11 protein-coding genes and 1 pseudogene are annotated in these 16634 nt (G+C 38.8%); 11 read left to right on the top strand and 1 reads right to left on the bottom strand.

Translation table 11 applies throughout. The features are described 5' to 3' along the window. Positions 1–171, top strand: a pseudogene (locus BFP75_RS03065) (IS5 family transposase); the annotation flags it as partial. A gap of 613 nt (positions 172–784) precedes the next feature. Here BFP75_RS03065 and BFP75_RS03060 read toward each other — a convergent pair. Continuing rightward, on the bottom strand, positions 785–2401 hold the full coding sequence (locus BFP75_RS03060) for a thioredoxin domain-containing protein (RefSeq protein ID WP_099543198.1): 1617 nt from the start codon (positions 2399–2401) through the stop codon (positions 785–787). A gap of 120 nt (positions 2402–2521) precedes the next feature. Between BFP75_RS03060 and BFP75_RS03055 the strand changes: the two genes are divergently transcribed. The 10 genes from BFP75_RS03055 to BFP75_RS03010 all read left to right on the top strand — a co-directional run bounded on the left by BFP75_RS03055 (position 2522) and on the right by BFP75_RS03010 (position 16627). Next, complete coding sequence (locus BFP75_RS03055; RefSeq protein ID WP_123803310.1) at positions 2522–4132, top strand: DUF6734 family protein; 1611 nt, start codon at positions 2522–2524, stop codon at positions 4130–4132. 535 nt (positions 4133–4667) lie between these two features. Beyond that, positions 4668–5807 (top strand): DUF4249 domain-containing protein, encoded by a 1140-nt coding sequence (locus tag BFP75_RS03050; RefSeq protein WP_099543196.1) that lies wholly within the window; start codon positions 4668–4670, stop codon positions 5805–5807. 40 nt (positions 5808–5847) lie between these two features. After that, a complete protein-coding gene (locus BFP75_RS03045) occupies positions 5848–8253 on the top strand; it encodes a TonB-dependent receptor domain-containing protein (RefSeq protein ID WP_240531680.1) in 2406 nt (801 codons plus the stop codon). A gap of 450 nt (positions 8254–8703) precedes the next feature. Then, positions 8704–10914 (top strand): peptidase domain-containing ABC transporter, encoded by a 2211-nt coding sequence (locus BFP75_RS03040; RefSeq protein WP_099543194.1) that lies wholly within the window; start codon positions 8704–8706, stop codon positions 10912–10914. Continuing rightward, positions 10907–12208, top strand: coding sequence for an HlyD family secretion protein (locus BFP75_RS03035; RefSeq protein WP_099543193.1), 1302 nt, complete (start codon positions 10907–10909; stop codon positions 12206–12208). Before BFP75_RS03040 ends, BFP75_RS03035 begins: the two co-directional genes overlap by 8 nt. Before the next feature lie 548 nt (positions 12209–12756). Next, positions 12757–13026 (top strand): helix-turn-helix domain-containing protein, encoded by a 270-nt coding sequence (locus tag BFP75_RS03030; RefSeq protein WP_099543202.1) that lies wholly within the window; start codon positions 12757–12759, stop codon positions 13024–13026. Positions 13027–13100: 74 nt separating this feature from the next. Then, positions 13101–14306: a primase-helicase family protein gene (locus BFP75_RS03025; RefSeq protein ID WP_099543192.1), complete on the top strand. Its 1206-nt coding sequence runs from the start codon at positions 13101–13103 to the stop codon at positions 14304–14306. Positions 14307–14513: 207 nt separating this feature from the next. Continuing rightward, positions 14514–15419: a toprim domain-containing protein gene (locus BFP75_RS03020; protein WP_099543191.1), complete on the top strand. Its 906-nt coding sequence runs from the start codon at positions 14514–14516 to the stop codon at positions 15417–15419. Positions 15420–15425: 6 nt separating this feature from the next. Further along, positions 15426–15761 carry a mobilization protein MbpA gene (gene mbpA, locus BFP75_RS03015; RefSeq protein WP_240531679.1) on the top strand — a complete coding sequence of 112 codons (336 nt, stop codon included), beginning with the start codon at positions 15426–15428 and terminating at the stop codon, positions 15759–15761. 5 nt (positions 15762–15766) lie between these two features. Then, entirely contained in the window at positions 15767–16627 is an 861-nt protein-coding gene (locus BFP75_RS03010; RefSeq protein ID WP_240531678.1) for a relaxase/mobilization nuclease domain-containing protein, read from the top strand. The last annotated feature ends 7 nt before the right edge of the window (positions 16628–16634 follow it).

Here is a 16634-nt window from a genome sequence, read left to right as displayed (position 1 = left end):
CTATACGATGAAAGATATGCCGTGGAAAGGGCGAATGCATGGATGGACAGCTACCGTTCCCTGCTCAACAGGTTCGATACGACCACCGAAAGCTGGAAAGGATTCAACTATTTGGCATTCATTGCGATAGCGTTGAAAAAATTCAAGAAAAAGAAAAAAATAAAAGTTTAAACCACTTCTATATTAAAAAGCCTCAAAACGACAGAATTTCAAATTGGTCTATGCCATGTAAAGAAGTCAAGATTTTAAATAGACGACCTATTTAACTATGATATTAAGACCTTTCAATGGTTCATTTAGTGACATTTCTACCTAGGAATCCTAATTTGCCTGGCAGGCAAGAGGTCACCGGTTCGAATCCGGTATTCTCCACCAATAAACACAGGGGTTTCAAGAGTTTTACTTTTGAAACCTTTTTTATTTGCACTCAATTTGCACGCAAACTTGGTTTTAAATTAACCTTGTAATTATTTGATACAAACTGGTCCGTTTTGATGTTTTTTTCACCCTTCATAGTATAGATTTTTTGAAAAGGGATTACATATATTTTTCTTCAACTTCAGTATTAGCTAAGGAATCTAAGTGCCATAAAAGGTAAATTACCGAAACTACTTTAAAACATCAGAAATGAGATACGTTAAATAAAAGTCGTCTAGATTGAGAAGGGTGATTCTTAGAATGGCTTTTTAGGGAATCTCTCCAATATGTATTAATATAAACTCAATTTGTTAATAATACACTTCTTTTAAAATGTTCTCAGTTATTGAAAAAGACAAAAATATGATTAGGGTAAAACGGAATTTTCCCTGCGTAGAATTTCGATATAGTCTGAAATAAATAAAAACAGGTCCCTAAAAGTGTGAGGGTTCGGCATTTCATGGCCGTTTATGAAAAATGCCGGTGTCTGATGCACTTCCATAGCTCGAGCCCAGGCAATCGATTTTTTAATTAAACCATCAATTATATTGTGATTTTGGTAATGGTGTGTGTGGTATTTCCAAACCGATAGGTCAGGATGCTCATACCAATCTGAAATGATTCTTCTCATAGACTCACTTTCATGATCCAACTTTCTTTTCCAAACAAGCTGTTCATAGCTGTTAAGAATTTCAAAGACCGCTTTATAGTTCTCATTACTTGGAGTATATGACTTAAGTGTAAAGCGAATACGGACTCCAATATCCTCAGGGTGCTTTTTTAAAATTGCATCCAATTCAGAATGTGCAGTTGCGCAATACTCGCAATATGGATTACTTACAATTATTATTTGCAATAACCCTTTGGGGTTGCCATAGAAAATTTCCTTATCCCAAATGGTATCATCGATTCTTTTATGTAGTGGTAACAATGCATGGAACCAACCGGGATCCTGTCGCCATTTCCTAATTCTAATTTTTTGAGGTAGATTTTCCCTTTCCTTAATTATTAATGGCTTTACAATAATCCAAAAGCTCGCAAAAAATATGCTTATGGCAAATAAAAGATATGTTTCTAACGGTTGGTGTATCTTTTCAAGTGAATAAGATTCCAGTATGAAAAGATGCCAAATAAAATTCGCCGATTGCGCCCATATGATGGCTACGATTGTGAGGCATAACCTACACCAAGATTTCAATCGCCATTGGTAAATTAAGGATACGGGGGTGAAGACAAATGCGAATGCCTGAATCGATGATAAAAGGATAAGATTTTGCGAAGTTTCAAAATGAGTTGAGAAGGTCATGTAAATCATCTGGCTACCAAAAAAAATGGCGGTGATATCTCCCAATCCTATATTGCCCGCAAACCTACCAAGTCTAGAATTCAAGACCTTATTGCACCCGGATTCTTCTATTTTACAAAACAATTCCGCAATGTTACTTTTTAGACCCATACTACGGGCAATAATTGCGCAAGATATTCCCAAGCCAATAATTGAAAGCATGAAATGGGTAAATACAACTGGATTAAAAAATATCATTTGCTTTATGACGAAAAGCAATGTTGTCAATGATATAATACTCCGTTTTACTATTCTACTAGATTTTTCTTTTTTATACTGTTCGTTATGCTGTTCATGCTTGATTTTCTTATTTGCTCCAAGAGTCAATGCGATACCCGTCCACCTACCTAAAAAACACTCTACGGAACCGACATCCTTTTGTCTACTTATTAGCTCAAAATCTGTTCGTCCATCCGCGAAAACGACGTGAGCTAGAAACGGAGTCTCCAACTCTTTCCATTTTTCCTTTTGTTGTATACGAATGGCAGTATTTTCAATTTGAAATTCATCCAAAATGTCAGTAAGTGATATAAGGGCGGGGTATTGCGGGTGTGATTCCAGACGTTCTCTCAGGTAATTTATGCTAACACTTACTCCCGCTGAGTTTAGAAAGTCATTGGCGATTTTGTAAAACTCCATTTCGTAGGTGTTATGTTAATCTGCAGAACTAGTAGGAGTCCGGTTACAATGCATTTATTAAAAATATACTATTTTTCTTACTTTTAAAAGGTATATTATGTACATATAATAAGTTTTTATGTGAAAATAGTTCAGACTTTTTGGAGCGGAACGTTTCAAAACCAATCTCCTTTGGAAATCCGCGCAGGTTGGCTTTCGCCGGAGTATCATTGGATGTCATGGTCGCTAAGTTGTTTGTTGCTTACAAGACTTTATGACCAAGTGGAGCTCTATACGGATGAAACAGGAAAACAAGTATTGATTGACATCCTTAAATTACCTTATACCGATGTGCATGTAATTTTTGATGATTCGTTCAAAATTCATCCGCAACTTTTTTCAGTGGCAAAAATTCGAACCTACAGTCTTCAGAAGGAACCTTTTGTCCACGTAGATGGGGATGTTTTTCTTTGGAAAGGATTCCCTCAACCCTTACTTGACTCTGAGCTTATTGCATCTAATCTTGAGAAGGATCTTTTTTTTAATAAAGAGATTTTGGACGAAGTAGAGAAAAACTTCAAAGTCATACCTGCCCATTTAAAAGGAGTAAATATTCACAAGAATATATTTTCAAGTAATGCGGGGATTATTGGTGGGTCTAACATATCATTCATTCAAAAATATTGTAAGGAAGCAATAGATTTTATAGAATCGAATAAGACAAATTTAGACCTAGTCAAAACAGGAAGTCTTAATTTTTTGGTTGAACAGATATCACTCTATTATCTTTCGACAGAAGAGAACGTTCCGATTACTTATTTTATGCCGACCCCAGTCGAACACCCGCTCTATCAAGATTATCTTCGTTTTGCTGACGTGCCAAACGTTGAAATGATTCACCTTGTTGGGGGTTGTAAAAAACTACCTCATATTCTAGATCATTTGGCCAATAGGTTGAAAATTGAATTCCCCAATTTTTACTTTAATATTCTGAGGTTATGTAAAGATAAAAACATTGTCCTTAACACGAGGTTTTACAATTATATCAGGATTAATGAGGACACTGATATTCAAGATCCATACACTACATTGGGAGAAGTCGATAACCGAATAACAGAACTTTCTAAAAGTGATTTCTTGAAATCTTACAAAAGAACTATCGATGCTACAGAGTACTATTACTCTAGACCTATCAACACCCATTATGAACTTATAAAATTGGTATACGAGGAGAATGCCCCAAATCAATTGAAAGAAATCTATAGTCTTGATAAACAATGTAGAGAATTATTTGAGACACTTATTAATGAGATAATACCTGATGACGGATATTATGATGAGTTTAATAGGTATAGACAATCTTCAAATTTTCATTTTACCCGTAATTGGATGGATAGAGAAGTGATTTACACAGAAGGATTAAAAATATTGGACTTAAAGTGGAATTGGAAATTAATAGTTGAAGAACCGCATCTCAAGACCTTTGACAAGATTCTTAAAAAAGAAGAATCTAGTCATTGTGTCACTTTGAATTACAATGTAAAACGTCTTGAAATTCATGAAACCTACCTTGACGGAATTGATGAAATTATACTTAAGTCCATTAAAGAAGAAAAGCAGATTAGACAAATAGTATTGAAAGTAAGCGAACACTTTGAAGAGCATATTACAGTCGAAAATCTTCAATATCAGCGTCTTATATATGACACTATAAAAAGGTTGGCCTTTAGTAATATCATTATTATAAAGTAAGATTATTATGTCAAATATAATAAGATTTAGCAATATTTTATTGTAAGATAATGATTACTTTACTATCTTACCGTAAGTAGAATGTTTAACTTAAATATCATTATCATGAAAAAGTTTAGTTTAGGAGTGGAGTTGACTAAGAACGAGCAGAAAAAAGTTATTGGAGGCGGTGTAGTTTGTAATGATGGCACGAACGAGCCGACAGTTCATTGTCAATCTGGACCATCTTATTGCGCTAGTCGAGGAGGCATGTGGTATTGCTACTAATTGAAACGGTATGTGACTTGGTATAAAAACAACTGTTCACATACCTTTTTTTTGTTTTATTTCTGCTTCTTTTTAAAATGCTTAACTTTATTTTAAGCCATAGATAGGTCTTGTTGTTATCTTCGTTTTGCTGAAAAGCTGAGAAAATTTAGAAACTAAAACAGTATCTTTAAAAGAATCTTTTGAAGTTGGTAACAATTAATTCAAACGAGTATTTTATATTTTGTAGTGGAAATGGGGTCTAAGCAATCGTTATAAAATTTTATTCATGCTCACTAAATATTATAGAATAAAACGCTTTATCCCTTTACTCTATCTTTTTCCCCTACTTTTTTTTAGCTGTATCGACCCAGTAGCTCCCGAATATGACTTTGTGGACGGCCTCATCGTCATAGAGGGATTGGCATCTTCGTCCGCTGGCACATCATATGTGACTATCAACAGGACTAGTTCGGAATTCGGATTAATTAAAAATATTTTTCAAGAGGGGGCCACAGTAAGTTTTAATAATCTGAATACTGGGGATATTGTGCCTTTACAGGAACAGGCGGATATCTATGTGCCGCCCCTTGATTTTGCAGTAACCACTGGACAATCTTGGGAAATAAATGTTACACTTGCGGATGGAACTTCCTACCGCTCATTTCCTGAGACCGTACTGGCACCTGTTCCTATTTCAGACATCTCGGCAACTTTTGAAAGTGAATTGCAATTCAGGGAGGCTTCGGAAAGTTTCGTTCCAGGTCATTCATTGTCTGTTAGCTTCACTGACCCTCTTGATGAAAAGAATTACTATTTCTGGCGTTTTCGTTCGTTCGAGAATCTATTTATTTGTAAAGTTTGCACAGGGAGTATTTTGAGAGACGGATTTTGTATCGATGATTCCCGAACTAGGTTTGTAGCACCCTATTTTACATATCAGTGCGATGAAGAGTGTTGGACTATACGTTACAATGAATCAATAGAAATATTTGATGATGAATTTACGAATGGCAATACGGTTAATTCTCTACCTATCGCCAATGTACTTTTATATACAAAAGAAGATATTTTAGTTTATGTGGATCAGTTGTCATTATCTTTCGATGCATTTCAATATTATAAAAGACTCAAGGATGTGGTCGATAACAACGGAAATTTCGATGCCCCTCCTCCGGCTGCAGTTGTAGGGAATATTTATAACGTTAATGACGAAGATGAAATCGTCTTGGGTAGGTTCACCGCCACATCGACATCCAGTGCTTCAATCTTCATAGACAGAACGGACATTTTAGATAATGAAATTGATCCTGAGCCGCCGATAAGTGTCGAACCAAGCCCCCCATTCGACCCTAACGTTACCATTGCGCCTTGTGTTGAGGGTAGGTTCAGGACGAGTATAGAACCCGAAGGTTGGATTGAGAATTAGGGTTTCGATTACACCAAAAAAAGAATACAGAAGTATGATAATGAAAACATATACCTCTTTTTCCGTACTGATTATTCTGGTATGTTTTCAGATAGGATATTCCCAAGAATACGAGCTATCGCTAAAAATAGATAATGCAGATACAGGTATGTCCATGGAAAATGCCGAAATATCGATTGCTCCTTGCAATTGCGGCGGGCTGTCGGATGCCAACGGGGCTTTCTCCATCTCCCTGCCGGAAGACAACTATCGCGTTACGATATCTTATATCGGCTTCTGGACGGAGGTACATCAAATAGAGCTCAATAAAGATGTTTTCCTTGAAATAACGCTCAACGAAAAACAAGAAGAACTGTCGGAGGTCATTGTCAGAGCCAAGAAAATGAACGAAAATCTCACCTTGCCACAAATGGGGGTAGTAGAGTTAACACCTCGGGAGTTGAAAATGATTCCTTCCGCGGTAGGCGAATTCGACGTGCTCCGTGCCATGACACTTTTGGCCGGTGTGAACAATGCCGGGGAAATCAGCAACGGCCTATCGGTTCGTGGAGGTTCCTTGGACCAGAATCTTATCTTATATGATTATGCCCCTGTCTTTAACCCAACCCACCTATTCGGGCTTTTTTCCGTCTTCACTCCCGATGCCATATCCTCTTCCGAATTATACCGTGCGAATATTCCATCGCGCTACGGGGGCAGGGCTACCTCGGTACTCGATATAAAGGTCAATAATCCTTACGTCGATAAACTAAAACTTAGTGGGGGATTAGGGCTAGTCTCGAGTAGATTGAATTTGGAAACCCCTTTAATAAAGGATAAACTGATGCTACTGGCAGGAGTTCGAGCGGGGGTGACCGATTTTCTATTGCCCATTTTTTCAGAGCGATTGAAAAATACGAAGGCTAGATTTTACGATAGCACCTTTAAACTTTTATACCTCCCTTCTGATAACGATCAAGTCACCTTTACCGGATTTTATTCAAAGGATTTTTATCAACTGGATTTGGTCACGGCAATCCAAAATATCAATGCCGAGAACAACCAGTACGACTTCAGTACATTGAATGGCACGTTAAACTGGTCCCATACCTTTGATGATACTTCAAGGCTAAAGACAATAGTAATTGCCAGTGATTATACACCTAAAATCATTTTTCCCGAACGGGATAGCAATAATGAGGTTACCTACAAATCGAAAATCAACTATTTGAGCTTCATCTCGGAATATTCGAAAGAAGTGAGTTCGAATTTGGACTACTATGTCGGGGCACAGGCAAATCGGTATACTATCAACCCCGGAGAGCTTGATCCAGGTTCGGCGGACGTATTGCCCGTTTCTCTGGAAAAGGAATCCAGTTATGAATTCGGAGGGTATGGCAATGTCAATTGGACACCCTTTGAAAATCTTTCTGTTTCCGCAGGTCTTCGCTTTAACCATTTTGTACTCGTCGGACCTTATACGCAAAACTTCTTCGATGATTTGAGTGGGGAATTATTGGGTACGACCGAATTTGAAAAAGGGGCAGGCGTTAAAACGTACAACGGTCTGGAACCGAGAGTGGGTCTAAATATAAAATTGGGAGAAACCACTTCTTTAAAGGCAAGCTATGCCAGGCTAAACCAATATCTGCAGAATATCTATAACAGCACCACACCCATACCGACTTCTAGATGGAAGACTTCAGATCCTAACGTTCTTCCCCAAAGAAGTGATTCATATGGTCTTGGTCTGTATAAAAACCTAAATAGCAATAAAATAGAATTGGGCGTGGAAGGTTATTATAGGGATGTTACCAATACCTTGACCTATAAACCGGGGGCTGATTTTTTTCTTGGTGAAACCATTAATCGTGACGTTGTACAGGGCAAAGGAAAGGCCTATGGAGTAGAACTCAGTTTCAAAAAACAAACTGGAAAAATTAACGGATGGTTCAACTATACGTGGTCTAGAAGTCTTTTGCGTTCCCAAATCGAGAAGCCCGGCGATCGCATCAATAACAATCAATGGTTCAATTCAGATTTCGACAGACCTCACGTATTGAACGGAACGATAAATTTCGAATCCAACCCATACAATACGTGGAGTTTCAACTTCACGGCACAGACAGGCAGACCTTACACGGCCGCGAATGGAATCGTGACGTTAGAAGGAATACAGGCACCCTTGTTCCTAGAACGTAACAATTCACGTTTACCGACCTACCACAGACTCGATTTTTCTTGGAACGTAAAAGGTGTAAAAAGGGAATCAAAAAGATGGCAGAGCGATTGGACGTTTACTATCTATAATCTATACGGCAGAAAAAACCCCTATAGTATCTATTATACCCAACGAAATGGTTCCGAAAATGGGGAAGTCTTTGGAAACAGTCCGTTGGGTGCGTTCGAACTTTCCATATTGAACAGTCCGCTATTGTCTCTGACCTATAACTTTGTTTTTCAATAGTTTCTTGAGTTCGCGCGAATTCTAAATCGTTTGTATTCGCCTATCTATCCCACTATTCATTTAGGGTATATAGTACTTTAAATCAAATATGATATTTAAAGTAAAAGACAAAATTTGTGTAGGTGAATTACTATATATCAATAGGATATTACGCACTTTTTAAGTATCTTCAAATGGATTTGCGACGTTTACATCTATAATTATTCATATAATATACGAAAGCTGCGAGCACCCTTGAAAATTGAAAATGTCTTTCTGGTTTCACACAAAATTTGTGGTATTCAACTTTTATAATTAAAAAATGTTCAGAGTCTTAATATTTAAGGAAAACGTTATTCCTTGCGCATATTAATAGAAAGAAGAATTTGATTTTCAAATCTTCTCCGAGCTCGTTTTTTAATCGATTATGGTTCATAATCGATTACTACTTGTTAGTACAAAGTTCTGTTTATGAAAAAGACCTTTCCTTTCTACAGGCAGCCTGATTCCAAAGACTGTGGGCCGACATGTCTACGGATTATTTCAAAATACTACGGAAAACTTATTTCCTTGCGTGAAATTCGAAATCTATCCGAAACTACGAGGGCAGGAAGCAATTTACTCAAAATCAGTGATGCCGCCGAGGCTATCGGTTTTAAGTCATTGGGCCTAAAAATGAACTATGTCAAACTCAAAGAAGCTCCATTACCTTTGATTGTTCATTGGAACAAGGCTCACTTTGTAGTTGTCTATAAAATCAAAAATGATACTGTCTACCTTTCCGACCCTGCCTTCGGGCTAATAACCTATTCAAAGGATGAGTTTATTTCTCATTGGATAAGTAATAATGCTACGGAAAATTTGAAAGAAGGTATCGCTTTGTTGTTAGAACTAACACCAAAATTCAGAAAACAAAAATGGGAGCGTAATGATAAACGTTCTTTTCTATTTCTTTATCAATATCTCTTCAAATATAAAAATCTTTTGGTTCAGTTATGTATTGGACTTCTAGTAGGCAGCCTTTTACAACTCATTCTTCCTTTTCTGACTCAAAGTATTGTAGATGTCGGCATTCAAAATCAAGATATCAACTTCATCTATTTGATTCTCCTGGCTCAAATTATGCTCTTTATTGGTCGTACTAGTGTTGAGGTATTCCGGAGTTTCATCTTACTACACTTGAGCACTCGTATTAACATTTCCCTGGTTTCCGATTTTTTCATCAAACTAATGAACCTGCCGATATCTTATTTTGACACAAGAATGACCGGTGATATCATGCAGCGAATCAATGACCATAATCGTATTGAGAATTTGCTGACCGGTTCAACCTTAAGTACATTGTTTTCTCTAGCGAATCTACTGGTTTTTGGAGCAGTATTAATCTACTATGACCTTACTATTTTTTTAATATTTGCGTTCGGGAGCCTTTTATATATCGGTTGGATTTTATTTTTTCTTAAACGCAGAAAAGAACTAGACCACAGGCGGTTTTCTCAATTGAGTATGGAACAAAGTACGGTCATTGAGCTTATTAGCGGTATGCAGGAAATAAAGATGAATAATGCTGAAAAACAAAAAAGATGGGGTTGGGAATTTGTCCAAGCACGATTATTTAAAGTGAATATGCAAAATCTCGCTTTGGAGCAAACGCAGGAAGTAGGATCTTCGTTCATTAACGAAGCGAAAAATATTCTTATCACGTTCATGTCAGCAGTACTTGTAATCAAAGGTTCTATCAGCCTTGGTATGATGTTGTCCATCCAATATATAATAGGGCAGTTAAATGCTCCCATTACCCAACTTGTAACTTTCATTAGGGCTGCCCAAGATGCCAAAATCAGCTTGGAAAGGTTGGGGGAAATCCATGACAAACTAGATGAGGAAAATCCAGACAAAACATACATTTCAAATATTGAATTAAACAATGACCTTGTCATTAAAGATGTAGCATTCAGATACCATGGAAATGACGAAAATGTTTTAAGCAAATTGAGCTTAACAATCCCGGCAAATAAAACGACGGCAATCGTTGGCGCTAGTGGAAGTGGAAAGACTACCTTAATGAAAATCCTGTTAAAATTCTATGAGCCGACTAAAGGAAGTGTTTATCATGGCGAACATAACCTAAGTGATATTTCCCCTAAAAGTTGGCGGGCGAATGTGGGAGTGGTCATGCAGGAGGGATACCTGTTCAACGATACGATTGCAGGAAACATCGCTGTGGGTTACAATACAATTGACGAAGATCGACTTTTAAGATCCGCAAAAACAGCGAACATTGATGACTTTATTAAATCACTGCCCTTAGGTTTCAATACCAAAATCGGCAATGAAGGAATTGGAATGAGTACTGGACAAAAGCAGCGATTATTAATTGCCAGAGCTGTATATAAAAATCCGCATTTTCTATTTTTTGATGAAGCAACTTCCGCTTTAGATGCAAAGAATGAGCGCATAATTATGAAAAATCTGAATGCATTCTTTAAAAATAGAACTGCCATTGTCATTGCCCACCGCCTAAGCACTGTCAAGAATGCCGATCAAATTGTGGTAATAAGTAATGGAAAAGTAAAAGAAATAGGTAATCATGAATCGTTAATTAACCAAAAAGGGATTTACTATAGTTTGGTAAAAAATCAACTTTCCTTGGAAAAACTAAGTATTAAAAAAGATGCCTGAAAATACACAGTCGAATAGCCTAAACATAAGGTCAGAAGAGGTGCAAGAAATTTTGACCAATCCTCCTGCGTGGATAGTCCGTTGGGGGATTACGTTAATTTTTATATTTGCAGTTCTCTTGATTGCATTGTCATTTATTATCAGGTATCCTGATTTTGTTACAGCTAAAGTTTTGATTACAACAGAGCAACCAACAGAGAGAATCATAGCTCGGTATAATGGTCAGCTCGAAAAAATTTTCGTTAAAGACAGAGATACGGTTGAGATAAATCAACCAATGGCTGTCATAAAAAACACAGCCGATTATGAAGATGTCTTTTACCTTAAAAGAATATTGGATACCCTACGGTTTGATCTAGCCAAGTTTTCATTTCCTATTCAACATAGTAGATATCTTATTTTGGGAGATATTGAAAATGCCTACGGCAATTTTGAAAAAAGCTATGTGGACTATACTCTGATGAAAGACCTTGAACCTTATAACAACCAACTGAGAGGAGATGCGGAATCGTTGAGCGAAATCAAGATTCGCTTAGTTGATCGGATTACCCAAAAGAAACTCTTAGAACAGGAATTCGAACTGAAACTGACGGATTTTAAAAGGTATAAAGAGCTATTTGATAAAGGTGTGATTTCTCAACAGGAATACGAATCCAAAGAATTGGAGTTCATCCAAATGCAGAAGAATATAAGTGACATGGCTATTTCTATTTCACAAATGAGAGAGGCCATTTCTTCGGCTAATAGACAATTAAAAACTACTTATATAAATAAGGAAGAAGATAGAACGAGGCTTTCGAGAAACTTAGCCCAATCTTATAATCTCTTGAAAAAAGCAATTCTAGATTGGGAAAATAATTATTTGTTGGTATCGTCAATAAGGGGCATTGTTAGTTTCCAACAGTATTGGGGTGTTAACCAATTCGTAAAGAATGGAGATGTTCTTTTCTCCACCCTACCTATTGAAAACATCAATTTGGTCGGCCAGTTGATAATTCCATCACAGAATGCCGGGAAGGTTAATATTGGGCAGAAAGTTTTAGTGAAATTAGACAACTTCCCTTATCAGCAGTACGGAATGCTTTTAGGTAAGGTTAAGAATATTTCAATTTCTCCTGATACTCACGGCAATTATGCGATTTACATTTCATTGCCCAAAGGTACTTTAACGTCTTATGATATAGACATTGGCTTTGATCAGGAGATGCTTGGAAATGCTGAGATTATTACCGAAGACTTAAGTGTTGCCGAGAGAATATTCTTTAGCTTCAAGGAGCTTTTTAAATACGGTTGAATTTTCCTCTGTTACCCAACATATTTTATTATTGCATGTTATTAAATTTTGCTAAATAGAAAGAATATTGCTTGACAAATTTTCTTTTAGTATTTAACTGAAAGAGCTCTTGTAACTAGATTCTTTTGAAAGAAAATGGTTTTAAATCCCATTAATTTAACTGTTTTCAGGAAAGTATTTTTCCAATTTTTTTAGCTTTCTGCTGAAGGCATTAAAACTAGAAACATTCAAACAAGAAAGTTTGCTTTTTTAAGCCCCTATTTTCTTAATCTTTCAATCTCATTTGTTGATAACTCCAGAATCCCTTCGTTTTTAGAAAAACGCAAACGGTACCATTTGAATCGTTTTGAAACCAGATTTTATTTACCTTATACTATTTGGTTTCATTTATTCTGATTCGATACAAGTACTTGTATATCAAATATTTGTGAATAAGATAAGTTGATCGGCCTAACTTGGACACCTCCTTCTCTTTACCTTTATACCAGGAATTCTCTATAAGAAAACAAAAGCGCTTTTGTTCATTTTTTAATCCAAAAAGAAACAAAATGGACAATTTTTTGATACTCGAACGGCTCGACCGTTTGGAAAGGCTGTTGATGGCCAATAAAGAGGTACTGACCTTTGAGGAAACCTGTGACTATACGGGTATATCCAGAAGCTATCTGTACAAACTTACCGCAGCGGGGCATATCCCGCACTCCAAGCCCAACGGAAAACTGATCTTTTTCGAAAGGAAGAAGATCGTCGATTGGCTGCTCCAGAACGAACGCAGACCCGTTCCCGAAACCGGAACTATAGCGGAACCTCTTCGTTAGGTAATACCGATCCTGGATTTTATCAATCTATCATACGCCTCGGGAATCACCTTTGGCCTCTAAAACCTTATCATATGAAATCAATTCCTTATTTAAGGGTGGGCACTTCGTACTACAAATTGGTACAGGCACCGACCATCGCCGGACATTTCAACGAGATCTTGGTCCATTGGAACATCGAGACCATCCGCCAGGACCACGGGAAGGACTACCTGGGCAAGGTGCCCAAGTACGATGGCTTCACCTGTATCCCGAGCCACATCGGTTTCAAACAGGAATATAAGGGGTTCTACAATACCTATTCCCCGTTACCGGCCATCCCTAAAAATGGGGATTGTCAACATTCGTTAAATTTTGTAGAACATATTTTCGGGAAGCAGTTTGAACTGGGACTGGACTACCTACAATTACTTTATACAAAACCGGTACAGGTACTGCCCATTCTCTGCCTGGTCTCCAAGGAACGTTCCACGGGCAAGAGCACTTTTTTAAAGTGTTTGAAGGCCATCTTCGAGAACAATATGACCTACCTGACCAATGACAGTTTCAGCAGCCAGTTCAATGCGGACTGGGCCAACAAGCTGCTCATCTGTATCGACGAGGTATTGTTCAACAAGGAAGAGCTTACCGAGCGCATCAAGTACCTGAGCACGACCAATATCAACAAACTGGAAGCCAAGGGAAAGGACAAACGGGAAGTGGAGTTCTTCGGCAAGTTCGTCCTTTGTAGCAACAACGAGGACAATTTTATCAAGATAGACGGGAACGAGACCCGTTTTTGGGTACTGAAGATACCAACGCTCAAAAAGGAGAAAACGGATTTCCTCCAGCAACTCGTATCCGAAATACCTGCCTTCCTGCATTATCTGCAAAAACGGCGGTTATCGTCCGGGCATACCACTAGAATGTGGTTTACCCCAAAACAGATTAGAACGGCCGCATTAAGAAAGTTGGTGCAGAACAATCGGAACAGGGTTGAAAAGGAACTTGCCACGATTCTTCTTGGGGCCATGGAACAGTTCGATACCGAGGAAATACACCTTTGCCCCTTGGATGCATTGCAGTTGTTGAACCGGACACGGATAAGGACCGATCTGACCCAACTCAGAAGGCTGTTGAAAAGGGACTGGAAATTGGAGAACAGGGACAATTCCCTGAGCTATCAAAAACCGGTCATCTGGCAGGACGCCTCCATGCAGTTGTTGGACGCCAAGGGCCGCTACTTTACCGTGGAAAAATCCTTTTTGCTTGAAAATTTCGATGAACCGATGACGGATTGAGCTGTTCCCAATGGCTATCGGTGTCGAGGCCGTCATCATTATATCATCATTTGTTCATCAAAAAATAAAACGATGACAGAAAAAAACAGAAAAATATGAAAACGATGAATCGATGAAGAAAACGATGCCAAGGAAACCATTGCAAATACTGGCTTTCCGATAGTTTTTCATCAAAATATCAAAAATTTACCCAAAACCATTCGGCTTATGAAAAAAGAAAGAACGAACAAGTTAACATGTGAAAGAGCCCGAGCTTTTCCCATCGAAAAAGCGCTGGCAAAACTCGGGCACTTTCCGACCAGGTCGACTGAAAAAGAAGCTTGGTTCCTGAGCCCGTTCCGGACCGAGACCCAAGCCTCTTTCAAGGTGTCCAAGAAACTCAATAGATGGTACGACCATGGGGAAGGAATCGGAGGCAATGTTATCGATTTGGTGTGTAAAATCACCAAATCGTCGGTAAAGGAAGCATTAATGTTTTTTGAACAGGACCAGAGCTTTTTTTCTTTTCAACAGCGGCCCTCGAACGGCAGCCGGAAAGATGAAGGACTAAAGGTTATCCATGCACGTACTATCCGTCATTGCGGGCTGTTAAACTATCTATTTGAACGGAGAATTTCCATTGCAACGGCATCGACTATTTGTAAAGAGGTTCATTATCTATTTGAGGGACGGCGGTACTTTGGAATAGGACTCCGGAACAGGTCGGAAGGTTGGGAACTGCGAAACAGATATGGGAAGGGGTCCACGTCACCAAAGGATGTTACGATGATCGGGAACAGATCAAAGAAATTGGCCGTTACGGAAGGCATGTTCGATATGCTCTCCCTGTTGGAACTTAGACCAGAACTTCATAAAACCCATGATCTTTTGGTATTGAACTCCACGGCCTTTGTTAAACGGATGATTGCAGAAATAGGGGAATATGAAAACGTAGAGCTATTTCTTGACAGGGATAGAACAGGGATGGAGATGACGGAACTTTTATTGGAAAAGTGCCCGAACAGTAGGGATATATCCTTCCTCTATGAGGGTTTCAAGGATATGAACGAATGGATGGTAAAAAGCACTGAAGATGAAGTTCGGAAACGAATTCAAGATGTGTCATTGTCATGACAAATCTTGCTTTGGCTCCCGAAGGTCGCAAAGAATAAAATAAAAATGAAAAATGAGTTCGTCCAGTTCCGATGCTCGGTCTACGAGAAGAAACTGCTGAAGGTCAAGGCCCGAAAGAGCGGTCTTTCCCTCAGTGAGTACTGCCGCCGAGCCGCATTCGATGATAGGATAATTGAAAGGATGACGGACGAACAGATAGAGGCCTATAAACTATTGGTCAAATACCAACGGAACTTCAAGTTGATCACCAACATGTTCCGAAAGCGGAACCCAAAGTTGGCAGAGGAAACGGCCCAGCTGGCCAAAGAGATACGACAACACCTTTTAAGCTTCAAGAAATGATAGGCATGGGAAAATCCATATCGCACACTGCAGCCTCCATAAGCTATGGAATGAACGAGGAGAAGGAAGCCGAGATCGTCCATAGCCAATACTTGGCCGGGGAGACCCCAAGGGAAATCACCGAGGAGTTCAGGATCATCCAAGAACAGAACGAGCTTTGTAGGAAGAATACGCTCAGCTTTGTGCTCAGTCCCACCATCGAGGACGGCAGGAAACTGGAAAAGGAACGGCTCAAGGAAATGACCGAGCGGTTTATCAAGGAAATGAACCTCAAGCAGCACCAGGCCGTTGCCTTTGTCCACAGGGACAAGGAACATGTGCACGTTCATCTGTATGCCAACCGGATAAACTTTCATGGAAAGGCCTACAATGACAGCTTCATCGGAAAACGTAGTCAACAGATGGCGGAACGGGTGGCCAAACAGATGGACCTGACCACGGTAAGGGAGGTACAGCAGGAAAAACTGTATAGGATGCAGGAGCTCCGCTCTGAAATACAAAAGATCCATGAAAAGGTTATGGCCAGGGACCGGCCAAGGGACTTTGACCGGTACATCAAATCGATGGAGCAGAACAACGTGAAGGTCATTCTCAGCATCAACAGGCAGAACCAACTGCAGGGCTTCCGTTTTGAGTACAAGGGAAACAACCTAAAGGGAAGCGAAGTGCACCGTTCGATGTCCATGGGCAGGATCGCACGTCAAATGAACTTTGAAAGGAACATGGCACAACGTATAGCCAAGGACAAGAGCATGGAACTTTTGGGAAGGACAGTGAATGTCCCGACAAGTCTGACCCAGACCATCATAAAGAAAACCATTAAACTGGCCATAAAAGTGGTCAGGGACACTGGAATAGGAATCTAAACACAAC

The sequence above is a fragment of the Maribacter sp. 4G9 genome (genome assembly GCF_002742265.1).
Lineage (GTDB): Bacteria > Bacteroidota > Bacteroidia > Flavobacteriales > Flavobacteriaceae > Maribacter.
The sequence above is the reverse complement of the archived record's forward strand: the minus strand, read 5'-3'. Positions and strand labels throughout refer to the sequence as shown.